The 22,115-nt window shown below is 61.0% G+C and carries 21 protein-coding genes and 3 tRNA genes; 11 read left to right on the top strand and 13 right to left on the bottom strand.

Annotation, left to right across the window (positions count from 1 at the left end; all coding sequences use genetic code 11):
- The first annotated feature begins 97 nt into the window (after positions 1-97).
- Both sucD and ACR42D_RS08720 read left to right on the top strand, forming a co-directional pair.
- Positions 98-2,176, top strand: a complete 2,079-nt coding sequence (gene sucD / locus ACR42D_RS08725; protein WP_484566426.1) for a succinate--CoA ligase subunit alpha — start codon at positions 98-100, stop codon at positions 2,174-2,176.
- Positions 2,177-2,188: 12 nt separating this feature from the next.
- Positions 2,189-3,247 carry a glycosyltransferase family 4 protein gene (locus tag ACR42D_RS08720; protein WP_484566425.1) on the top strand — a complete coding sequence of 353 codons (1,059 nt, stop codon included), beginning with the start codon at positions 2,189-2,191 and terminating at the stop codon, positions 3,245-3,247.
- A 37-nt stretch (positions 3,248-3,284) separates the two neighbouring features.
- Here ACR42D_RS08720 and ACR42D_RS08715 read toward each other — a convergent pair whose 3' ends face one another.
- The 4 genes from ACR42D_RS08715 to ACR42D_RS08700 form a co-directional block, all read right to left on the bottom strand.
- On the bottom strand, positions 3,285-3,740 hold the full coding sequence (locus ACR42D_RS08715; RefSeq protein WP_484566424.1) for a metal-dependent hydrolase: 456 nt from the start codon (positions 3,738-3,740) through the stop codon (positions 3,285-3,287).
- Between the two features lie 21 nt (positions 3,741-3,761).
- Positions 3,762-4,331 carry a TetR/AcrR family transcriptional regulator gene (locus ACR42D_RS08710; protein WP_484566423.1) on the bottom strand — a complete coding sequence of 190 codons (570 nt, stop codon included), beginning with the start codon at positions 4,329-4,331 and terminating at the stop codon, positions 3,762-3,764.
- A gap of 151 nt (positions 4,332-4,482) precedes the next feature.
- Positions 4,483-5,643 (bottom strand): SufB/SufD family protein, encoded by a 1,161-nt coding sequence (locus tag ACR42D_RS08705; RefSeq protein WP_484566422.1) that lies wholly within the window; start codon positions 5,641-5,643, stop codon positions 4,483-4,485.
- A 21-nt stretch (positions 5,644-5,664) separates the two neighbouring features.
- A complete protein-coding gene (locus tag ACR42D_RS08700; RefSeq protein WP_484566421.1) occupies positions 5,665-6,423 on the bottom strand; it encodes an ABC transporter ATP-binding protein in 759 nt (252 codons plus the stop codon).
- Positions 6,424-6,565: 142 nt separating this feature from the next.
- Between ACR42D_RS08700 and ACR42D_RS08695 the strand changes: the two genes are divergently transcribed.
- Both ACR42D_RS08695 and ACR42D_RS08690 read left to right on the top strand, forming a co-directional pair.
- Positions 6,566-7,282 carry a Smr/MutS family protein gene (locus tag ACR42D_RS08695; protein ID WP_484566420.1) on the top strand — a complete coding sequence of 239 codons (717 nt, stop codon included), beginning with the start codon at positions 6,566-6,568 and terminating at the stop codon, positions 7,280-7,282.
- A gap of 22 nt (positions 7,283-7,304) precedes the next feature.
- Complete coding sequence (locus ACR42D_RS08690; protein WP_484566419.1) at positions 7,305-7,787, top strand: DinB family protein; 483 nt, start codon at positions 7,305-7,307, stop codon at positions 7,785-7,787.
- 48 nt (positions 7,788-7,835) lie between these two features.
- On the opposite strand, the gene ACR42D_RS08685 is transcribed toward ACR42D_RS08690, so the two are convergent.
- The gene (locus ACR42D_RS08685) at positions 7,836-8,378 is read right to left on the bottom strand and encodes a chemotaxis protein CheW (protein WP_484566418.1); all 543 of its coding nucleotides are present in this window, start codon (positions 8,376-8,378) and stop codon (positions 7,836-7,838) included.
- 266 nt (positions 8,379-8,644) lie between these two features.
- Here ACR42D_RS08685 and ACR42D_RS08680 point away from each other — a divergent pair.
- From ACR42D_RS08680 to ACR42D_RS08660, 5 genes are all read left to right on the top strand, one after another.
- Positions 8,645-8,721: transfer RNA gene (locus ACR42D_RS08680), tRNA-Pro, on the top strand.
- 66 nt (positions 8,722-8,787) lie between these two features.
- A tRNA-Thr gene (locus ACR42D_RS08675) sits at positions 8,788-8,863 on the top strand.
- Between the two features lie 237 nt (positions 8,864-9,100).
- A complete protein-coding gene (locus ACR42D_RS08670) occupies positions 9,101-10,366 on the top strand; it encodes an RHS repeat domain-containing protein (protein ID WP_484566417.1) in 1,266 nt (421 codons plus the stop codon).
- Positions 10,367-10,415: 49 nt separating this feature from the next.
- Positions 10,416-10,922, top strand: a complete 507-nt coding sequence (locus tag ACR42D_RS08665) for a hypothetical protein (RefSeq protein ID WP_484566416.1) — start codon at positions 10,416-10,418, stop codon at positions 10,920-10,922.
- A 244-nt stretch (positions 10,923-11,166) separates the two neighbouring features.
- A tRNA-Thr gene (locus ACR42D_RS08660) sits at positions 11,167-11,242 on the top strand.
- Between the two features lie 99 nt (positions 11,243-11,341).
- Here the strand turns inward: ACR42D_RS08660 and ACR42D_RS08655 are convergent.
- Positions 11,342-12,187, bottom strand: a complete 846-nt coding sequence (locus tag ACR42D_RS08655) for a flagellin (RefSeq protein WP_484566415.1) — start codon at positions 12,185-12,187, stop codon at positions 11,342-11,344.
- A gap of 162 nt (positions 12,188-12,349) precedes the next feature.
- On the opposite strand from ACR42D_RS08655, the gene ACR42D_RS08650 reads away from it, so the two are divergent.
- The gene (locus ACR42D_RS08650; RefSeq protein ID WP_484566414.1) at positions 12,350-13,375 is read left to right on the top strand and encodes a glycosyltransferase family protein; all 1,026 of its coding nucleotides are present in this window, start codon (positions 12,350-12,352) and stop codon (positions 13,373-13,375) included.
- A 36-nt stretch (positions 13,376-13,411) separates the two neighbouring features.
- Here ACR42D_RS08650 and ilvN read toward each other — a convergent pair whose 3' ends face one another.
- Both ilvN and ilvB read right to left on the bottom strand, forming a co-directional pair.
- Entirely contained in the window at positions 13,412-13,690 is a 279-nt protein-coding gene (gene ilvN / locus ACR42D_RS08645) for an acetolactate synthase small subunit (protein ID WP_484566413.1), read from the bottom strand.
- A complete protein-coding gene (gene ilvB / locus ACR42D_RS08640) occupies positions 13,683-15,359 on the bottom strand; it encodes an acetolactate synthase large subunit (protein WP_484566412.1) in 1,677 nt (558 codons plus the stop codon). The genes ilvN and ilvB overlap by 8 nt, the downstream gene beginning before the upstream one ends.
- A gap of 339 nt (positions 15,360-15,698) precedes the next feature.
- Between ilvB and ACR42D_RS08635 the strand changes: the two genes are divergently transcribed.
- A complete protein-coding gene (locus ACR42D_RS08635) occupies positions 15,699-16,298 on the top strand; it encodes an NAD(P)H-dependent oxidoreductase (RefSeq protein WP_484566411.1) in 600 nt (199 codons plus the stop codon).
- Positions 16,299-16,352: 54 nt separating this feature from the next.
- Here ACR42D_RS08635 and ACR42D_RS08630 read toward each other — a convergent pair whose 3' ends face one another.
- The 5 genes from ACR42D_RS08630 to ACR42D_RS08610 form a co-directional block, all read right to left on the bottom strand.
- Positions 16,353-16,520, bottom strand: a complete 168-nt coding sequence (locus tag ACR42D_RS08630; RefSeq protein WP_484566410.1) for a hypothetical protein — start codon at positions 16,518-16,520, stop codon at positions 16,353-16,355.
- A 66-nt stretch (positions 16,521-16,586) separates the two neighbouring features.
- Positions 16,587-19,094 (bottom strand): Lon protease family protein, encoded by a 2,508-nt coding sequence (locus ACR42D_RS08625; RefSeq protein ID WP_484566409.1) that lies wholly within the window; start codon positions 19,092-19,094, stop codon positions 16,587-16,589.
- 16 nt (positions 19,095-19,110) lie between these two features.
- Complete coding sequence (locus ACR42D_RS08620; RefSeq protein ID WP_484566408.1) at positions 19,111-19,527, bottom strand: Hsp20/alpha crystallin family protein; 417 nt, start codon at positions 19,525-19,527, stop codon at positions 19,111-19,113.
- Between the two features lie 151 nt (positions 19,528-19,678).
- Positions 19,679-19,861 (bottom strand): hypothetical protein, encoded by a 183-nt coding sequence (locus ACR42D_RS08615; protein WP_484566407.1) that lies wholly within the window; start codon positions 19,859-19,861, stop codon positions 19,679-19,681.
- Between the two features lie 46 nt (positions 19,862-19,907).
- A complete protein-coding gene (locus ACR42D_RS08610) occupies positions 19,908-22,046 on the bottom strand; it encodes an EAL domain-containing response regulator (RefSeq protein WP_484566406.1) in 2,139 nt (712 codons plus the stop codon).
- Between the last annotated feature and the right edge of the window lie 69 nt (positions 22,047-22,115).

Here is a 22,115-nt window from a genome sequence, read left to right as displayed (position 1 = left end):
TCCCCAAACTACGCCATGGTCAATATATTTACATTGATTCAAGCGCTCAAACCCACTAAGGTTCCAGCGTCCCATAAGCCAAGCCCAGGAGCCATTCATGTTACTCAATGAGCACAATAGCAAACTCCTCTTCGCAACGGCCTCCATCCCCGTCCCGCTAGGCGTGGCGGTCTTCCCCGGGGAGGAAGACGCATTCGCCGCCGCCTTCCCCCTGCCCTGGTTCCTGAAGGCCCAGGTCCTGTCCGGCGGCCGAGGCAAGGCCGGGGGCATCCTGCGCATCGACGACCCGGCCGAGTTCCCGGCCAAGGCCCGCAAGTTGTTCGCCCGAGAAATCAAGGGCGAGTCCGTGCCGTTCATCCGCGTGGAGCCGGGCGAAGACATCGCCCATGAGTTCTACCTCTCCCTGTCCGTCTCGCGGCAACAACGCTGCATTCTCTTGACCTGCGGCCGCCAGGGAGGCGTGGAGGTCGAAAAACAGGGCGAGGACAACCTCCTGGTCCAGAAGATACGCCTGCCCGAAGGTCCGGCCCCGCACCAGGTCCGGGCGGCCTTCTTCCACCTCGGCCTGGGCAAGGAACTGTTCAAGGAATTCGCTTTGTTCCTGGACACTCTGTTCCGCTGCCTGCTCGACAACGGCCTACTTCTGACCGAGATCAACCCACTGGTCCTGACCCCGGACAATCGGCTGGTGGCCCTGGACGGCAAAGTGGAGATGGACGACAACTTCGCGGACCTGCACCCCGAGGCCGAGACGTACTACCAGCGCGAACACGCCGCGCCCGAAGAGAACATGGCCCGCGACGCCGGGCTGTCCTTCGTCCGCCTGCCCGGCTGGGTCGGGCTGATGGTCAACGGCGCGGGGTTGGCCATGGCCACCATGGACCTGCTCAATTTCTCCGGCCTGCCCGCCAGCAACTTCCTGGACCTGGGCGGCGCAGCCGACCAGAAGCGCATGGAGACCGCCCTGGAGCTGCTTTTCGGCGACCACCAGGTCAAAGCGATCTTCATCAATCTCTTCGGCGGGATACTCTCCTGCGAAAAGGTCGCCCTGGCCATGCGGGGAGCCCTCGGGGGCAAATCCCCCCAAAAACCCATCGTGGTCCGCATGTCCGGCAAGGACGCCGAATCCGGATTGAGAATCCTGCGCGAACTGAACGTGGACAACCTGCACATGGCCGGGGACATGCAGGCGGCCATCGCCATACTGGACACCATCCGGCCCGAGAACGGTACGCCGACGGACCATCCCGCTCCCCTGGACATCCCGCTCGGCCCGCGCCCCGCGCCCACGGACTGGCGCAGCAACGCACTCTTCGCCATCGACGCGGACACCCCCATCCTGGTCCAGGGCATCACCGGCCGCGAGGGCCAGCTGCACACCCGGCTCATGCAGGAGTACGGAGCCAACGTGGTGGCGGGCGTGACCCCGTTCAAGGGCGGCCAGGAAACCCTCGGCGTCCCGGTCTACGACTCCATAGCCCAGGCCAAACGCCGCCACGACATCGGGGCGTCCATCATCTTCGTGCCGCCGCGCATGGCCGCCGACGCGGTATCCGAGGCCGTGAGCAACGAAATCCCCTGGACCGTGTGCATCACCGAGGGCATCACCCAGCACGAGATGCTGGCCGCCTTCGAACGGGCCAAAGGGTCGCGCACCCGCATCGTGGGCCCGAACACGCCGGGCATCATCGTCCCGGGAAAGACCAAGATCGGGATCATGCCGACCATGCCGTTCATGCCCGGACCGGTGGCCGTGCTCTCCCGCAGCGGCACCCTGACCTACGAGGTGGCCGACCGCCTGACCCGGGCCGGAATCGGTCAATCCATATGCGTGGGCATCGGCGGCGACCCGTTCATCGGGGTCGATTTTGTTGATATGTTCGAAATGATTCGGAATCACGACCAGACCAGGGCCGTGATCATCCTTGGTGAAATCGGTGGACAGGCGGAAGAGAATCTGGCTGAATACGTCGTCCGCACGGGATTCGCCAAACCGGTCATCTCGTTCATCGCCGGACAGACCGCCCCCGCGGGCAAACGACTGGGCCACGCCGGAGCCATTCTGGAGGCAGGCGGCGGCATACAGCAAAAACTGGAAACCATGGGCAAGGCCGGATTCGCGGTCTGCCCCAGCCTGGAAGCCGTTGCCGAGGCGACGAAAAAGGCTTTGGAATAAAAGAGGTTTACGTTGAAGGTATTGTTACTCGACCTGGGCAAGATCATGCGTGGCGGACAGCGCCAGGTATACTATCTGGCGCGGGCGCTGCACCGTGCCGAACGGTTCGAACCCCTGGTCGCCATACCCGGAGACTCGCCGCTCAAGCCCCTGCTCACGGCCGACGGCATCCCCTTCACCGAGCTCCCGGGGCACACCGACTACAACCCCATGAACATCCTCCGGGTGCTCGGGATCGTCAAATCCTTCAAGCCGGACGTGGTCCACACCAACGACGCCAAGGGGGCGTCCCTGGGGGCCATGGCCAAAAAGCTGCGCAACACCTTCCGACTGGTCCACAGCCGACGCGTGTCCTACCGGCTCAAGCCGGGCTGGAGCAAAAACAAGTACCTGCTGGGCGACGTCATGGTGGCCGTCAGCCGCGAGATCCAGGAGGTTCTGGTGGATTGCGGCGTGCCCGAGGAAAAGACCACGGTCATCCACAGCGGCATCGATCCGGCCATGTACTCCACCGAATCGCGCCAGCACCCGGTGCTGACACTCGGCGCCGTGGGCGCGCTCAGCTCGCAAAAAGGGTTCGAGGTCCTCATCGAGGCCCTGGCCCATTTGCGCAAGTCCCCTGACATGCCGGACTGGCAGTGCATGATCGCGGGCGAAGGCCCCCTTGCGCAGGACCTCAAAAAGCAGGCCGAGAAGCTCAAACTGGCGGATTCCATCCTCTTTTTGGGCTACCGTGACAGCCGCGAGGTCCTGCCCGAGATCAACATCCTGACCGTCCCGTCCGTGGACGGCGAGGGGTCAAACGCGGTCATCAAGGAAGGCTGGGCCACCCGAACCCCGGTGATCACCTCGGATCTGCCCTCCAACCTGGAGCTGGTCACCCACGAACGCGACGGCCTGGTCTTCAAGAACCGCGACGCCGCCGACCTGGCCGCGTGCATCGTCCGCCTGGTCAACGACCGGGAACTCCGCGACCGGCTGGTCGAGGGCGGTGCGGAATCCGTCACCGGCTACACGGACGTGAAGATGGCCGACCGGTACATGGCCCTGTACAAGGGCCTTCGCGGCTGACCTGCCGGGCGCGCCTTTCGCGCCCCGTACCCCGAATCTATCTGAATTCCCCGTCCAGGACGAGGTGGGAGAAGTAGCCCAGCACAAAGGCGGCGTAGAACGGCGCAAAGTGCAGGACGAGCCCCTGCGTCTGCATGAACAGGGGAATGACCACGATAGGCAGCGGAACCAGGAGCATGGCCCACCAGGTGTGGGTCCAGCCCCGGTGCGAGCCCACGGCCGGAAGCATGGAGAAAAGCCCGAACCAGGCGGCCCAGACGTACAATCCCTTGATGATCAGCCCCAGGTCCACGAGCACGAAGACCGCGTAATAGAGGTTCTGTCCCTTGGAGTTGGTGTCCACGTCCGGAAACAGCGCCCCGAGCAGGCAGAAGCCGAGCAGCGCGGCGGCCATGAGCGGATCAAAGACCATCCAGCCAAGCAGGATCGCGCCCACCAGGCCCATGACGCCGAAAAAGAGCCCTCCGGCCAGATGTCCTCTGTAATCAGGCATGAAAAAAAACAGTGCGAAAATCTAGGCGCAGACGCTGTGCAGGACGAATTCCCTGGCCTCGGCGAACAGGCCGGGGATGTCGTAGGGCGTGAGGAACCGGGTACGGACCGCGCCGACGATGACGCCGTAGACCATGAAGGCAGTCTGGGGAACCGGCAGGTCCCGCATGGAGCCGTCCTCGATCCCGCGCCGCAGGATGTCCTCGATGAGGTGGATGAGGTTCAGGAACTTGGCCGCGATCTTCTCGCGGTCCAGGTCCGGGTTGTCGTCGCTGAACGGCGAACAGCGGATGATCGTGGGGAAGGTCTTCTCATGCTCGATGGTGAAGTCCAGGTAGGCTTTGACAAAGGTGCCCAGCGCCTCGCAGCCGGTGGCCGTCTCGTCCGTGGCCTTGCGAAGGTGGGCGACCATGTCGTTGATCAACTCGGCCCCGGCCACCATGAACAGGTTTTCCTTGGACTCGTAGTAATGAAAGACCAGACCCGAAGCCACCCCAGCCTGCTCGGCGACCATCTTCATGGTCGTGCCCGCATAGCCGCAGCGGGCGAACAGTTCCTGGGCCGCCAGCAGGATCCCTTCCTTCTTCGTCATTCGGCACTCCCTGTCACACGCTTTTCTTGAAAATGAATGCCATTGATTAGTACGTCAACACGGTTTGTTCAAGGGCAAATTCAACCCTGAGCGGCAAAACAAAGGGGGCGGTGGCCGAAGCCGCCGCCCCCGTGATGTGCATTGTTGTCGACTACATGGCGTTGGACGCCTGCAACTCCTCGATCTGCTTGTCGATTTCCTTCTGCAACCGATCGGGCAACCCCATGATATCGGTGTTCAGGAAGCCGCGCACGATGGTTGAGGTGGCCTCGTCCTCGTCCATGCCCCGAGCCATGAGATACTCGATCTCCTCCTGGGCGATCTTGCCCACCGAAGCCTCGTGGGAGAGCTCCACGCCCTCCACCGTCCCGTCCAGCTCGGGAATGGCCCAGATGCGCCCGCCGCCGAGGATCAGCCCCTGACATTCCAGGTGGCCCTTGCTCGGCACGTGGTGGGCGGCGATGTGGCCCCGGTTGATGATGGTCCCGCCCGCCGCAATGGTCCGGGCGATGATCTCACACCGGGTCTCCGGGGCGTTCATGATCACGCGGTTGCCCATGTCCAGGAGCGAGCCTTCGGTGGCCACCACAACGGAGTTGAAGCGGGCCAGGGAATCCCTGCCGTTCAAGGTGATGGCGGGATACATCTGCAGGTCCTTGACCGGCTTGAGCAGGACGTAGTTGTTCAGGAACTTGCCGCCCTCCTCGACCACGCCCGCCGAACGCGGCCGCACGGCCACGGATTCGGACCAGTTGTGAACCATGGTGAAGGTCAGCGACGCGTTCTTCTTGACGAAAAACTCGGAGATGCCCAGGTGGGCGCCGGACTTGGTGCCGTGGGCCACGGAACAGCCGGTGATGATGTGCGCCTCGGCCCCCTCCTCGATGATCACGAGGTTGTGGACGTTCTGGCCCACGTTCTCGGACTTGAGCATCAGACAGGACTGGATCGGGTCCTTGATCTTGGCCCCGGCCTTGACGCGGATGAAATAGCCGCCGTGCAGGTTGTCGTATGCGGAACGGGTGAACTCGTCCTTGTCCTTGTCCACCAGGGTCCAGAAGTACTCCTTGAGGCCGTCGTACTTCTTCAGGGCGTCCTTGATGTCCATGATTTCCACGCCCTCGTCCCGGGACTGACAGTGCACCGCGGACTGGTCCATCTGCAGGTAGGAGGCGGACCGGGTGGACAGGTCGGAGACCACGCCCGCCATGAGAAGCTGGTCCTTGTCCTCGTCGGACAGGGCGCTGAGATCGGTGATGGCCTCCTGGTTGAGGCCGTCAAACTTGAAATTCTTCAGATCGACTTTACTCATATCTATATCTCCCGTGCCGGGCTAGTTCATGCAGCGGACACATTCCTGGTAGCCGTGCTCCCGGATGTGGTCCAGAATGTCTCTGGGGCGGCCTTCGCAGCACAGATGGCCCTGGTACAGGACCTGGCCCCGGTCGGCGTTCACGTAGTCGAGGATGTACCCGGTGTGGGTGATGATCAGGCCGGCGGTCTTGACCCGCTCCTTGCGCTCCTTGAGGCTCAGGTCCGGGGCCACGCTGAACTTGCCGTCCAGAACGTCGCGGGCCACCTTGCCCACCAGCTGCATGTTCTCCATGTCCACGCCGGACTCGGGCTCGTCAAAGAGCACCAGGTCGGGCTGCTGGGCCATGAGCTGGAGCAGTTCGGAGCGCTTGATCTCGCCGCCGGAGAATCCCGCGTTGATGTCGCGGTCGAGGAATTCGCCCATGTTCACGGTCTCGGCCAGCAGGTCGGTGTTGACCTGCCCCTTGCGCGAACACATCTGCACCAGATGGCGGGTGCGCAGGCCGTGGATGGTCGGCGGCCGCTGGAAGGACATGCCCATGCCCAGGCGGGCGCGCTCGTACATGGGGGCGTCGGTGATGTCCTCCCCCTTGAAGACGATCCTGCCCTTGGTCACCTCATAGCCGGAGAAGCCCATCAGGGTCATGAGCAGGGAGGTCTTGCCCGAACCGTTGGGTCCGAACAGGATGAAGGTCTCCCCGTCGTTTATCTGTAGATCGATCCCTCGCAGGACCTCTTTGTCGCCGATATTGACATGCAAGTCTTCAATGGTCAGCATGTAATTCCTCGCTTTGAATGATGTGCAACAGGCTCATTACTCAAGCACGTCGCGGAAGTCCAGCGCTCGCTGCGCCGGGCGGCACCAGCCACCACCCCCTCGAGGGTTTCGGATATACTCGGCTCGACCAAAGGAAGGTTACATGATGGGCAAGAAACGCATGAACAACCTTGGCGATCTCAAGCAGATCAAATTCAAGAAGGAAAAAGAGGACATCTATTCGCTTCCGTATCAGAAAAATGAGCCTCCAAAAGAAAAAGTCAACCCCGAGAGCGACCCCCAAGCCGAGGAAATCTTCATGGCCGCCATGCACGGCGTGCGGCCAATGGATGGCAAGAGCGGCCGCAAGGTCGCCCCGGCCGTCGCTTCCGCGCCGCCCCTGCCCCTCGAGGACGAGACCGGCAACGACCTGGACCGCTTCATGCGCGGCGACATCGAGTTCGAGCTCGAGTACACCGACGAGTTCATGTACGGCTACGTGCGCGGCCTGGACATCAAGATTTTCCAGCGGCTCAAGGCCGGTTCCCTGAGCGTGGCCGCCCACCTGGACCTGCACGGCATGACCTCGGACCAGGCGCGCGACTCCCTGCTTTTCTTCATCCGCGAGTCCTATCTGCAGGGACATCGCTGCGTGCTGGTGGTCACCGGACGGGGCCGGAACTCCCCCGGCGGCCAGCCCGTCCTGCGCACCGAGGCCGAGAGTTGGCTGACCAAGGAACCGCTCAGACGCGCGGTCCTGGCCTTCTGCACGGCCCAGCCCAAACACGGCGGGGCCGGAGCGCTTTACGTGCTGCTACGCAAGCAGAGAAAAACCGAAGGCAAGGTCCGCTGGGACAAAATGATGAACTGGGAGGAATAGCCCTCTCGTCAAAGGAGAAACCATGCAATCGCCTTTCATCTCCGCACAGGAATTGGTCCGGACCGTTATCGGCGTGGTCCGGGAATGCTTCGACGGCGCAGAGGACCGTGGCGCTTTTCTGGAACCCGGCCAGGGCGGCCTGCTCGCCCTGCTGCAAGGATTGTCCGCAACAGAGGCGTCGACCCCGGTCGCGGGTGCGTCCATCGCCACCCACGCCCTGCACGTGGCCTTCAGCCTGGACGCCTTCACGGACTGGATCGAGGGGGTACGGGACAGGGAATACGATTGGAATTCCAGCTGGGCCGTGTCCACGGTGAATGAACAGGAATGGCGGACGCTCCTCCAAAGAATGGCCGATCAGGCAAAGAGACTGCTGGAGGCCATCGAGCGCAAGGCCCCTTCGGACATGGAGGCGGCCTGGGGCGCGGCCGGGGTGCTGGCGCACACAGCCTATCACCTGGGAGCCATTCAGGTGAAGGCGGACGCCCTGTCCGACGGCCAATAAGCAAAAAGATACCCCCGCCCTTTCCGGACGGGGGGTTTTGTTTCGACTCTAGGCCTGCGCCGGTGCGGCAGACTCTTCCGGGGCCGGGGCGCGGTCAGCGCCTCCCAGGCTGGCCATATCCTTGGCGATGGCCAGTTCCTCGGCGGAGAAGATCTTGTTGATGTCGATGATGATGATGAACTGCTCGTTCTGGCGGCCCATGCCTTTGATGTACTCGGCGTTGATGGCCGCGCCCATCTTGGGAGCGGGCTCGATGGTGTCCGGGGTCATCTCGAAGACCTCGCGCACGGAATCGACCAGCGCGCCCATGATCGTAAACTCGCCTTCGTACTCGATCTCCACGATGATGATGCAGGTGTCCACCGTGTCCTCGCCCTTGGACATGCCCAGCTTGAGGCGCATGTCCACCACGGGCACGGCGTGGCCGCGCAGGTTGATGACGCCGCGCATGAATTTGGGCGTCCTCGGGATCTTGGTGATGGAAGTCAGCTCCAGGACCTCGCGGACCGTTCCGATATCCAGGGCGAAGATCTCCTTGCCCAACGTGAAGGTCAAAAACTGATTGATGTCTTTCAGAGCTTCATCAGCCATGCCAACCCCCTGATTAAATTTACATTATGTGATGGTTCACCCGAAGCGGCCGCACCATCCGGCGCGACTCTCCTCCTGGGGTTATCCAGCGTTCCTGCCTTGTTATTATACACGACCAAGAAAAAACGCCATTATAAATTCCATGTCCCTCAACGATAAAAGCCGCGCGGGTCGTAAACATTCCTCAAAAAAAACGCCAAGTTGACTTTTTTTCTTAAAAAAGCGTTGACAACGAACCCGCGCACGGCTAGTTACTCACTTCGCGTCGGGATGTAGCGCAGTCTGGGAGCGCACTTGAATGGGGTTCAAGGGGTCGAAGGTTCAAATCCTTTCATCCCGACCAAACGAAGAAATACCCCGGCGGGCCGATGAAAAATCGGCCTGCCATTTCTTCGAAAACAGCCGGAACGCTGCTGTAGCTCAATCGGTAGAGCGCATCCTTGGTAAGGATGAGGTAGGCGGTTCAATCCCGCCCAGCAGCTCCATATATTTGAAAACCGCTGATCGAAAGATCGGCGGTTTTTTCTTTTGCCTCCCCTCCCCTGCCACCCTTGAGCGCTGACCAAAGCAGTCGATTTCGTAAGCATGTCAAGTACTCATTTAATCCTATAGCCCGTTTTTACTATACATTCGTTCACAAAACCGGGCTTTGCCGAAAACCGGAGGTATGCTGATTCGGATTCCCGGAGAGGGTCTCCGGGAACGAAACCAGCGAGGTGACAATGCCCCCCTATTCATACCAATTGCGGCACGACCGGGATGGTCGAATCATCGAAAAACAGGAAACCGTGGCCGGAAAATCCGTCACCTGGGAATATGCCTATGACACGGAAGGCCGTCTTTTCGAAGCGCACCTGGACGGCAGGCTGATCTGCCAGTATCACTACGACAGGCAAGGCCGCCGCATCCGGGACTACCTGCCCGCAACCGCCGGGCCGCACTACCGCGACTACCAGTACACCATGGACAACCGCCTGCTCCGCGCGGGCAACAACACGTACACCCACGACGACAACGGGTTCCGGTCTATCTGGTCAAACGGCGGTACGTACCATCTCTACGAGTATGCGCCGGACTACCGGCTGCTCAAAATGGAGGTGGAAGACCAAAACCGCGTCTACACCTTCCGCCATGACGAGGACGGCAGGCGGGCTGCCAAGTACCTGAACGGCCAACTTGTCGAGGCTTACCAATGGCTCGACTTCATCCGCCTGGGAGCCTTCCACGACGGACGAATGGGCTACGAGTTCGGATATGCTGAAGGCGAAAGATTACCTTCAGCCATGCGCCGCGAAGACGGTGCCGTGTTCACCCTGCACTACGACCAGGTCGGCTCCCTGCGCGTTGTTGCCGCCCCACACGGCGACGTGATAAAGGAGGTCCTGTACGATCCATTCGGCGGCATCATCGAGGACACCCATCCGGTATTCCGCGCACCCATTGGCTTTGCGGGCGGGCTGCATGACCGGGCCCTGGGCTTCGTCCGCTTCGGCTGGCGGGATTACGACATAAATACCGGTAGATGGACCGCACCCGATCCCATAGGGGATAACGGTGGCGATCCTGATTGGTATGGGTATTGTTTGGATGATCCGGTGAATGGGGTAGACCCGTTGGGGTTATTTAGATTCGGAAAAAGACCCCTAGATTTCTTACCCGATGGTGCCCATTGGATCGGCACAGATGGTTCCGTTGCTGATCAAAGAAACTATGAACTGAAGCATGAACATGGCTTCTTTGAAGACGGCACCGGCAATAACGTTGGATTTTACAAAGAAGGCGTTACGTGGAATAATGAGGATATCAACAAGTTCAGGCTTGAAGATAAACACTACGACGACAAGCGAATGCACCGCGCCATTGATAGTATCAATCCCGGAAAATACAAATTGATCAAAGGTACAAGCAAGTCGAACAACTGCCAGGACTACGCTGACAAGTTGCGTAACCGATATGGCTTGCTGGACCGAGGCGATAAGCAACGCTAACCTGTAATCACATCAGGCGGGGAAATCATCCCCGCCTGACGATGACAAAATGAAGAATAAAATACTGATTCTATGTTTGGTTGTTGTTATTGGATGTTGGTCGATCTGGAGATCGGATTACTTTGCAGCAAATTTCAGAACAGGAACATTTTACCAACCTATCTTTGTTTCTGATTTCGACGTGTTGCAAAAAGGAGCAACCATCAGCGGCTATTTGAAAAAAAGATTCGACGTACCCTATGCCTTCTTTTTAGTCCTTCCGTGTAGTAGCCCTGCTATCGAACCTTTTCAAAACTTAGATGGGAAAATCCAGTATTCATTGGAAGTTGATGGCAAATCAGTCCAACATGAAACCATATCTCCGCAAAATTCACGTCCAATTGTGGTTTATAATCAAGACGGCTGTAAGGTTCTCCTCTTTTCGCTGGAAATCCCAAATTCGTTATCTGGAAACACTGTCACTCTTAAAGTAACTATTCTATCGCCAATCACTAAGTTACGACAATTCAGCGGAAGCATTCGTGGCGTTGTAGCACCTGCTATTTGGCCAAAATGACAAAATAACAACAGATAACCTATACCCTGACAGAATACCTCCCCCAGCACTAAATCCCCATTTTTAGCCAAAATCTGTTATCCACTTCAAAATTTATCTAATAATTTCAAAACATACAGATTCAACTCCGGTCATGGGGTTCAAGGGGTCGAAGGTTCAAATCCTTTCATCCCGACCAAACGAAGAAATACCCCGGCGGGCCGATGAAAAATCGGCCTGCCATTTCTTCGAAAATAGCCGGAACGCTGCTGTAGCTCAATCGGTAGAGCGCATCCTTGGTAAGGATGAGGTAGGCGGTTCAATCCCGCCCAGCAGCTCCACATATATTAAAGAAATCGCCTCTCTCACGAGAGGCGATTTCTTTTTGTGTCTCAGTTTAAGTCGTCAACGCCTGTTTCCCTTCTGTCTTCCAGACGTTGTCAGCCGTTGCTGTCGAAGATCGTGCCCGTGGTCCGGGCCACGAGATCGGCCAGGAGCTGCTCCAGGGAATAGTCCGGATCGGAAGGCTTGCGCAGCTGGGCGGCCTGGTCCAGGAGTTGGGCCTGGCTCTCCAGGTTGAGCTGCTGGGACTGGAGGCTGTCCTCCTTGCCCTCGTAGACGTCCAGGATGGCTGACATCTCGCTCTGCAGGGATTGAACGTACCCCAGTTGGGTGGCGCGGGTGCCCGCCGCGCCCAGGGCCGTGCCGTCCAGGTCGGACCAGGCCACGCCGCTGGACGGGGTGTCCACGGAATGGAAGGTGACATTGAAGCCGCCGTCCTTGCTGGACTGAATGTAGACATTGCCGTTGGCGTCGATCTGGTCCGTGCCCCACTGGGAGGAATCGAGAACCGCGATGCCGTTGAAGTCGGCGGCGGAGATGGTCCCGGTGATCTTGTCGCGGAGCGCGTCGAAGTCGCTCTGTACCACGGCGCTGGTGCCGTCCAGTTCGCCGGTGTTGATCTTGTCGATCATGTCCTCCATGTCGTTCAGGGCGTCCATGATCGTGGCCATTTCGGTGCGCGCCACGCCCATCATGGACGCGGCCTCGCCCACGTTGCGCGAGGCCTGGCGCACGGCCGAAGCATCACCGCGCAGCTGGCCGCTGATGGCCTCCTCGAACGGGTTGGTGAAGGTGGCCGCCCGAACAGGCCCGCCCAGCACCAGGCTGCGCAGGTTCTGCCCCACCGCGGACGACCCGAACAACTGATTCGTCAGCATATCCTGCTGCAACAGCTGCAACGAGTAGTCGTAGAGGAAGCTCTTTTCGATGTCGGTCAGGGCCATACCGTCTCCCGGAGATTAAACCGATCCTGATGGTTTATCGGTCGCCGCGCCAATATCTTTAGACCCCGGAGCAATGAATCCCGCCGATATCCCCTTACTTGATCCGGCAGGACAAATCCGTATATATATGTCCGGACTGGCTACCCAAGACAAGGATACGGCATGCGCATTCTCAACCTCGACGGCCACTATTTCATCACCCCCTTCAGGAAGATGGGACACGAGGTGCTGTGGCTCGGCCCCGACCCCAACTGCGACGTCCGCCTGGAGACCGTTCTCTCCCTGGCCGACCTGCTGGACCTGCTCAGGGAACGGGCCTTTACCCCGGACCTGGTGGTCTGGAGCGACATCTGCCGCCCGCCCTCGGTCATCGGCATCGAAGCCCTGCCCGCCGTGACCGTGGGCTTTTCCATCGACCAGTACTGCAATCCCTGGCACATGGCCTTTGCGGCCGCCTTCGACCTTATGCTCGTGGCCCAAAAGGACTACCTGCCGCTCTTCGAGCAGGAACAGCTGGGCAACGAGCTGGAATGGTTCCCGCTTTTCTGCAATCCTGCGCGGGACAAGGACCCGGGGCTGGAGCGGGACGTGCCGGTCTCCTTCGTGGGTACGGTGGAAGGATCCATCAACAAGGGGCGCAAGCTCTTTCTCGACGATTTCAGGAAACGCCACCCCTTGTTTGTCACCCAGGGGAATTACGTGCCCATCTTCAACCGCAGCCGGATCGTGCTCAACCAGTCGGCCGCCGGGGAGCTCAATTTCCGGGTGTTCGAGGCCATGGCCTGCGGCGCGGCCCTGCTGACGGAAGAGGTGGACAACGGCCTGAACGACCTATTCGCCGACGGCGAGAACGTGCTCCTCTACCCGCGCGGCGACGCGGCCGGGGCGGCGGAAAGGGCCCGCAGGGCCCTGGTTGACGGCAGCGCGGAAGCGGTCGCGGCCAAGGGGCGGCGCGAGGTGCTGGCTCGCCACTCCTCGACCATTCGGGCCGCGCACATTATCCGGCGTGCCGAACAGCTGCTCGCCCAAGGGGCCACCTGGCGGAAACAACAGCCGCAGCTGGTGCGCCGCCGCATGGCCAACGCCTACAACGTCCTGGCGACCGATGACCAGCTGCCTCTGAACCGGGAACAGCGGGCTTTCTACCACCAGATCGCCACAATCACCCTGGAAGCGACCCGATCCTAGACGGGACCGGCGTTTCCACCGGTCCCGCAGAGAGGCTTACTGGACGAATTCGGCCATCTTGGCAAAGACCGGATGGCCGCTGTCGTAGCGCTCGACGATGAGCACGTCCTCGAGCTTGTCCACCTGCTTTATCATCTGGTCCAGACGGTCGTCCGCGTCCACCAGCAGCCATATCTTGCTGGTATGACCGCCGTTGACCGGCATGCAGGCGATGCCCTCGACGTTGTACGCTCGGCGCGCGAACAGGCCGCAGATGTGGGACATGACGCCGGGATGGTTGTTCACGGACAATTCGATGACGGTCTGTTTACACATGGCTCTCACCTCCGATCATTTGGGAATTGGCCGCTCCGGGGGCCACCATGGGGTACACCGGCTCGTCCGGGCTGATGGGCACGTGGATCAACGCCGGACCGGGCGCGGCCAGGGCCTCGGCCAGGGTGCCCTCGGGGTCGTCGCAGGAGCCCAGGTCATAGGTGCTGATCCCGAAGCCGTCCGCGATCTTAATGAAATCGACGCACTTGCAATAATTGGAGGCGACGTAGCGCTTGCCGTAGAAGAGGTTTTGCTGCTGGCGGACAAGCCCCAGGGCGTTGTTGTTGGTCAGGATGATCTTGACCGGGATGTCGTACTCCATGGCCGTGGCCAGGTCCTGGATGTTCATCATGATGGAGCCGTCACCCGAGAAGCAGATGACCGGCTTGTCCGGGGCGGCCAGGGCCGCGCCCAGGGCGGCGGGCATGCCGAACCCCATGGTCCCGAGGCCGCCGGAGGTCAGCCAGTGGCGCGGCTGGGTGAAGGGATAGACCTGTGCGGTGCGCATCTGGTGCTGGCCCACGTCGGTGCAGACAATGGCCTGATCCCCGGCCAGCTCGGCGGCCTTGAGGATGACGCCGTAGGGGGAAGTCGGGTCGTCCGCGCCCGGAACGATCATGGGATGGGCCGTCTTGAGGGCCTCGATCCGGCTGTTCCACCCGGTCCGGTTCCGGCGCTCGATATGCGGCAGCAGCGCGTCGAGCACGTCGGCCACGTCGCCGCGCACCGAGGCGTGGGCGGTCTTGATCTTGTCCAGTTCGCTCGGATCGATGTCCATATGGACGATCTTGGCGTTGGGACAGAATTCAGAGACCTTGCCCGTGGCCCGGTCGTCGAAGCGCACCCCCACGGCGATGAGCAGGTCGCACTCCTCCAGGGCCAGATTGGTGTAGCGCGCCGCGTGCATGCCGAGCATGCCGAGGTTCAGCGGATGGCCTGTGGGGATGGACCCCAGCCCCATGAGGGTCATGGCGGACGAGATGGCCCCCTTCTCGGCCACGGCCAGCGCCTTGGACGCGGAGTCGGACTGGATCACGCCGCCGCCCAGGTAGAAAATGGGCTTTTCGGCCCGGTTGATCATGGCCGCCGCGTGCTCTATCTCGCCGTTGAACAACTCCGGGGTCCGGTCCGGGACGCCGGGCTCGGGCCACTGGTCAAATTCGACCTCGGCCATCTGCACGTCCTTGGGCACGTCGACGACCACCGGGCCGGGACGGCCGCTGGCCGCGATGCGGAAGGCCTCGGGGATGACCCGCAGCAGGTCCTCGGCGGACCGGACCAGAAAATTGTGCTTGGTGATGGGCACGGACAGGCCGTAGGTGTCCACCTCCTGAAAGGCGTCGGTGCCGATCATGGACAGGGGCACCTGGCCGGTGATGCAGATGATCGGGATGGAATCGAGCTTGGCGTCGGCTATGGCCGTCAGGGTGTTGGTCGCGCCCGGCCCGGAGGTGGCGAAAAAGACCGCGGGCTTGCCCGTGACCCGGGCCATGCCCTGGGCGATGAACCCGGCCCCCTGCTCGTGCCGGGTCAGGATGTGTTTGATATTGCCGTTTTGCCCCAGGGCATCGTAGAGCGGCAGATTCGCCCCTCCCGGGATGCCGGCAATGGTCCGCACACCCTGCCGTTCCAGCAATTTGATGGTTATTTCCGCACCTGACATTTTCATGAGAGCCTCCTGTTGCCCCGTGTCCGGTAGGAATCAAGAAAAAACCCCCACCGGTTCGCACCGACGGGGGTTTATGAAATTCGCTTGCAACAATCCCGCTATGGCGCGTCCCTATGAACACCACCTACTACTACGTCCACGACGACGCATACGCTGGCCACGGCTAGGCTGGCGGGAATGATGGAAATGGTGTTTTCGAAACGCAACATGGGAAAGTTCCTTTTCTCTTTACCGATTCGATTAGTCCGGCCCAAACGAAAGGTCAAGTACTTTCCCAAAAGAACTTGCCATTTCGCCCCACTCCGGTCTATTTCAGCCCAAAATCAAAGGAAGAAATCAATGCGCATACTTTTGATCCTGGCCCACCCGGACCCGAACAGCTTCAACCACGCCATCGCGGGCGCAGCTCGACAGACCCTGGAGAGAAACGGCCACGAAGTCCTTTTTCATGACCTCCATGCCGAGGGATTCGACCCCCTGCTGCCCGCCGGAGAGATCGCGCGCGGAGCGGAGCTGCCCGAGGACGTGGCCCGTCACTGCGAAGAGGCGGCCACGGCCGACGGCCTGATCGTGGTCCACCCCAACTGGTGGGGCATGCCCCCGGCCGTGCTGGCCGGATGGGTGGACCGGGTCATGCGGCCCGGCACGGCCTACGAGTTCGTGGGCGAAGACGGCGGCGAGGGCGTGCCCGTCGGACTGCTCAAGGCGGACAGGGCCATAGTCTTCAACACCTCGAACACCGAGGGAGGACGCGAGGACGCGGTCTTCGGCGACCCGTTGGAGCGGATCTGGAAGGACTGCGTCTTCGGCCTGTGCGGGGTACCGGACGTCACCCGGCGCATGTTCCGGATCGTCTGCACCTCCACCTTGGACGAGCGGTGCCGGTGGCTGGAAGAAGCAGCCCAAATCGTGGCCGACACCTTCCCGCCCGAGGCATGATCAGAATGGCCGGGAACAGCCGCATGACGTGCGATCTCCCCTGATCGGCCCGACCTAGAGCCGGTCCACGACCAGCCACAGGGCAACGGCCCCGACGAACAGCCGGACCACGTGGCCGACGTTGAAGTGGTAGCCCCAATCAATGGCGAACATAAGCACCACGGCGGCGATAAAGCCGCCCAGGATGCACTTTCTCCAGATATTCAAACGCAACAGATTCATGTAAACCTCGAAAAAGGGTTGCGACGTATCGCAACCCTTTTGTTGTGATCAACTGAGCGCGCCGCCCTACTTCTTGGCGGGCTTGCTCCTGGTCGTTTTCTTGGAGGACTTTTTCTCGTCCTTTTCGTCCTTCTCGTCCTTGCCGAAGGCGGCCAGCTTGTCGGCGAGTCCCCGCAGCTTGTCATCCACCAGTTTATTAATGGTCTTGGCGGGATACGTGCCGTCCGCCTTGCGGACGCCCGCCTTCATGCCGGTCAGTATCTCGATGCCCTCGTCAATGGTCTTCACGGCCCATATGTGGAACTTGCCGTCCTTGACCGCCTCGATGACCTCGTCGCGGAGCATTAAATCCTTGATGTTGGGATACGGGATCATCACGCCCTGCTTGCCGGTCAGGCCGGCGTGCTTGCAGCACAGGAAGAACCCTTCGATCTTCTGGTTCACCCCGCCGATGGGCTGTACCTCGCCGTACTGGTTCACCGAGCCGGTGACCGCGATATACTGGCGGATGGGCACCCCGGACAGGCTGGACAACAGCGCGTAGAGCTCGGTCGACGAGGCCGAGTCGCCGTCGATGCCGCCGTAGGACTGCTCGAAGGCGATGCTGGCCGCGAGCGACATGGGCTTGTCCTGGGCGAACCGGCTGCGCAGGAAACCGGACAGGATGAGCATGCCCTTGTTGTGGGTCGGCCCGGACATATCGGCCTCGCGCTCGATGTTGATGATCCCTTCCTTGCCCAGCGAGGTAACCGCCGTGATCCTTGAAGGTTTCCCGAACATATAGTCGCCTAGGGAATACACGGCCAGGCCGTTGACCTGGCCCGCGACCTCGCCGTCCGTGTCCACGAACAGGCTGCCCCGGTCGATCATCTCCTGGATCCGCTCCTCCACCTGGTTGGAGCGGTAGACCTTGGCCTCGATGGCCTCGGTGACGTGTTCGCCCGTGACCGTCTTGGAGTCGGCGAGGCCCGCGAAGAAGTCGGCCTCGCTCAGGAGGTCGCCCAGCCCCGGGAAGGCGGTGGTGATCTTCTCCTGCCTACCCGCCCAGCGGACCCCCTCCTCCAGCACGGCGGCCACGCCGGACTGGTCGAACGGCTTGAGGCCGTTGCGGTCCACCTCGCCCTTGACGAACCGGGCCACTTCAAGGACCGACTCGTCGGTCACGTCCATGCTCGACTCGTAGTCGGCCCGGACCTTGAAGATCTTGGGCACGTCCTCGTCGTAGTTGCGCAGTATGGCGTAGAGGTACGGACTGCCGAGCACGACGACCTTGACCGCCATCTCGATGGGCTCGGGTTTGAGCCCGGTGGCGCTGATGAAATAGTACGGATCAAAGGTCTCGATCTCGATCTTCTCGGTCTTGAGCGCGCGCTTCAGGGTCTGCCAGACGCCCGGCTCCATGATGGCGTCCATCAGATTGATGACGAGATAGCCGCCGTTGGCCTTGACGAAGGAGCCCGCCTTGATCTTGGTGTAGTCCGTGTGCCATCCGCCCATACGGTCCATGACCCGTTCGATGGAGCCGAACAGGTTGCGGTATGTGGGGTAGGACTCCACGATGACCGGCGGCCCCTGCGTCTCGGCGTTGTCCACCAGCAGGTTGACCTGGTACGGCTGGAAGACCATCTCAGCCGAGGGGCCGGGCATGATCATGCCGGGGATCGGGCCGGGCTGGCCGCCGCTCCCCAGGGCCTTGATGGAATCCAGGTCCTCGACCATGTTGTCGAGCACGGAATCCAGGTATTTCGATATCTTGTCATCCGAGTACGCCTCGCGTACCGGCTTGACGAACTCCTGGGCAAGGGCCAGGAACATGAGCCGGTCCACCTCGCGGTGCTTCTCGCCGACCTCCTTCTGGAGCTCCTTGAGCTCCTGGACGATGTGGTCGATCTGCTCCTTGAGTTCCAGCCGTTTGTCGCGCAGCTTCTCGTATTCGTCGCGCGGGAAGCGGCCCTTTTCGACCAGCTCCTCCAGCTCGATCATACGCTTGGGCTCGCCGTCCACCAGCGGGACCACGTCGGGCCGCTGGATGGGACCCATCTGCATGCGGACCACCACCAGACCGGTGTCCTTCACCTGGTCTTCAATGGCCTTGTAGAAGCCCATGACCTTTTTTTCATGGGCCTCGGCGATGGAGTTCTTGCGGGCGATGTACTCCTCGCTCTCGAAGAGCTGCGGGACCTCCCGCTTGATGTTCTCCAGGAACTTCTGCATGTCCTTCTTGAAGCGGTCGCCCTGTCCCGGCTCGAAGTGGAGCAGGATGGGCGCTTCGGGATGCTTGAAGTTGTTCACGTAGCAGATGTCGCTGGGCGTCGCGCGTCCGTCGCCCATCTCGCCCAGCAGCTTGCGCACCGTGGACAGGCGTCCGGTGCCGGGCTGGCCCGTGACAAAGATGTTGTACCCCTTCTTGACCATGCCCAGGCCGAAACGGAAGGCTTCCACGCCGCGCTTCTGCCCGATGATGTCCTTCTGGGGTTCAAGGTCATCGGTCGTCTTGATGGATAGTTGATCAGGGCCCGGGGTCCACTTGAGCTTCTTGACGGGAACTTCGAATGCGGTGCTTTTCTTGGCCATAATCCGTCTCCGTAGGTTATTTCCGGGAAATTGCGATTTTTTGCCCCGACTGGAGCGAGCATTTGGGCAACCGGACTACGAGCACGCCGTCCGTGAACTCGGCCCTGACGCCTGCGGTGTCGATGCGGCACGGCAGGCGCAGATCCTTGTGGAAGCTGTGGGTGCTGGTGTGGCCAGGTCCGGACTCGCGGGTCTCGGCCACGATGGACAGCTGCCGGTCCATCACCGAGACGTGCACGTCGTCCGGGTCCATGGTGCCCAGTTCCAGCCTGACCACGAGGGTCTCTCCCTCTTCCTCCAGGGAGAGATCGCCCGCCATGCGGCAGAACATAGTCGGCAGGTTGAAGTCGGCACACAGATCGTCAAAGAGCCGGTCCACGTCGCTGCGCATGCGCGAGATCTCGTCGCGGCTCCATCGTTTCAAATCTGCCATTGACGCTAACCCTCCTTTGCGAATCAACCGTCAAAGCGATCCTGTAACAGTATTGATTACCAGTAGACTTTACAACATCCGGACGAAAAAAAACAGGGGCTTGACGATTTTTCGTCAAGCCCCGGACACGGCACGGCGAGATTCCGCTCCCTTACAGGCTACGGAATAGGTTGGAGACGGCCAGGATGACGAACCCGGTGGACACGAGCCAAAAGGGCCGGATCAGGTCTTCCAGGGCCGGAATGGACATGACGTCGATCTGTATGAGAATGCCGAGAAGGCCGATGATGACGCCGACGATCCAGGTGAGCAGTTGCGGTGCGCTGAGATTCATGGGGAAAAGCTCCAGTGATTGAGAGAGAGATGAAATGCCGGTAAATCTACTCGGAATCCTTGACGAACTCTTCGGCCTCCTCCTGCGGAAGCGGCCGTGAATACAAGTAGCCCTGACCGTAATCGCATTGCAGGGAATAAAGCAAGTCCCTTTGGCGCTCCGTCTCGATGCCCTCGGCCACCACGCGCAGCCGCAGGGAATGGGCCATGTTCACTATGGCCCGGATGATCTCGATGTTTTCCGGGGTGGATTCCATGCGCTGAACGAAGCTCAAGTCAATCTTGAGCTGGTCCGTGGGAAATTTCTGCAGATAGCTCATGGACGAATACCCGGTTCCGAAATCGTCGATGGAAAGGAGAACACCGAGGTTTTTCAGTGACTTCAGTTGATTCACCGATTTCATGGCGTCGAGCATGACCACGGTTTCGGTGATCTCGAGTTTCAGCCGGCCGGGTCGCAGGCCCGATTTTTTCAGGATGCGCTCCACATTGGCCGCGAGCGTGCTTTCCGCGAACTGCTTGGCCGAGATGTTCACGGCCATGGTCAACTTTTCCGCCGCCGGGTAGAGCCTCGTCCACCCCTGCATGGCCGTGCACGCCTTTTCCAGGATCTGGGCGCCGAGGTCCACGATCTGGCCGGTCTCCTCGGCCACGGGGATGAATTCGCCGGGGCTGACCAGGCCGCGCTCCGGGTGATCCCACCGGGCCAGGGCCTCGAATCCGTACAGGCTGCCGTCAGCCAGGTTGACGATGGGCTGGAAATGGGCGGTGAACTCCCGAGCCTCCAAAGCCCGCTTGAGCTCGTTTTCCACGGCCAGGACGTTGACCATGCCCTCGCGCATGCGTTTGTCGTAGGCGGTGATCCGGTTCTTGCCCTCCTCCTTGGCCTCGTTCATGGCCACCTGGGCATTGTGCACGATCTCCTCGGAGTCCACGTCCGCGCTGGAGCCGATGTCGTAGCCGATGCTGGCCGACAGGGTGAAGGTGATGCCGTCCACCTCCACCGGCTTCTTGAACGAGTCAAAAATCTTGCGGATAAGGGTCCGGACCTCGCTCCGCCTGGGGATGTCCTCGAGGAGCACGCCGAACTCGTCGCTGCCGAATCGGGCCACGGTGTCCACGGACCGGACCGTCTGCTGGAGCTTGACCCCGAGCCGGACCATGAGCTTGTCGCCCACGCTGTGCCCGTAGTGGTCGTTGACCGCCTGGAAGCGGTCCATGTTGATGAACAGGACCGCGAAGTGTTCGCCCGTGCGTGAACACCGCTCCGCCGCCCGGCTGAGCCGCTCCAGGAAGAGAGCCCGGTTGGGCAGTCCGGTCAGGGTGTCGTGGAAGGCGCTGTGCTTCAACTTGCTCTCGATGAGCTTGCGGTTGGTGATGTCGCGCATGCTCAGTCGGATGCCCAGCGGCGCGCCGTCGTCCGCGAAGATGGAGTGCCTGACCAGGCTCAGCCATTTGGTCTTGGCGTTGATGTCGCTGATGCGGAAGTCGAGGCTCTCCTCGTCGCCCACGGTGTCGTCTTGCATGAACTGGATCCACCGGCTCAGGTCATCCTGGTGGACGAGCCGCTCCATCAGCTCGGGCTCCTCCAGAAACCGTTCGGGCGGATATCCGCTGATCCGCTCGCAGGATGGCGAAATGTACCGGGGCTTGTTGTCCGGTCCGATCCAACTCTCCCAGTCGTAGTTGTAGTCGGCCACCATGCGGTAGCGCTGCTCGGACCGGGCCAGGGCCTCCTGGGACGCCTTGAGCTCATCCACCGTGGCCTCGAGCCGCTTGGTAGTCTCCAGCAGGGACCGCTTGTGCCGGTGCAGGTCGGCGAAAATATTGGTCTTGCCGCGCAGAATTTCCGGCTCGACCGGCTTGAACAGGTAGTCCACCGCGCCCAGCTCGTAGCCGTGGAAGACGTGCCGTTGCTCCTTGCTGATGGCGGTGATGAAAATGATGGGGATGTTCCGGGTGGCTTCCGAGCTGCGTATTTTCTCGGCCAGCTCGAAGCCGTCCATGCCGGGCATCATGACGTCGAGAAGGGCCACGGCGAAGTCGTGGTCCGGGATCATCTTCAGGGCCTCCGCTCCGGACGTGGCCATCTTCAGGTTGAGGTCCTGCCCCCGCAGGATGCCCTCCACCAGCTTGAGATTGATCCGTTCGTCGTCGACGACGAGAACGTCAACTATATCACTCATTTCCTTTCCTTGTTCAAATCAGAGCGCCGACCGCTCCCCTTCTCGATATTGGACCATATCCCAGCTTGT

This window comes from Pseudodesulfovibrio sp. lm2024 (genome assembly GCF_051175575.1).
GTDB classification, from domain to species: domain Bacteria; phylum Desulfobacterota; class Desulfovibrionia; order Desulfovibrionales; family Desulfovibrionaceae; genus Pseudodesulfovibrio; species Pseudodesulfovibrio caledoniensis.
Note: the sequence above shows the minus strand (reverse complement) of the source record. Positions and strands in the feature narration are given on the sequence as shown.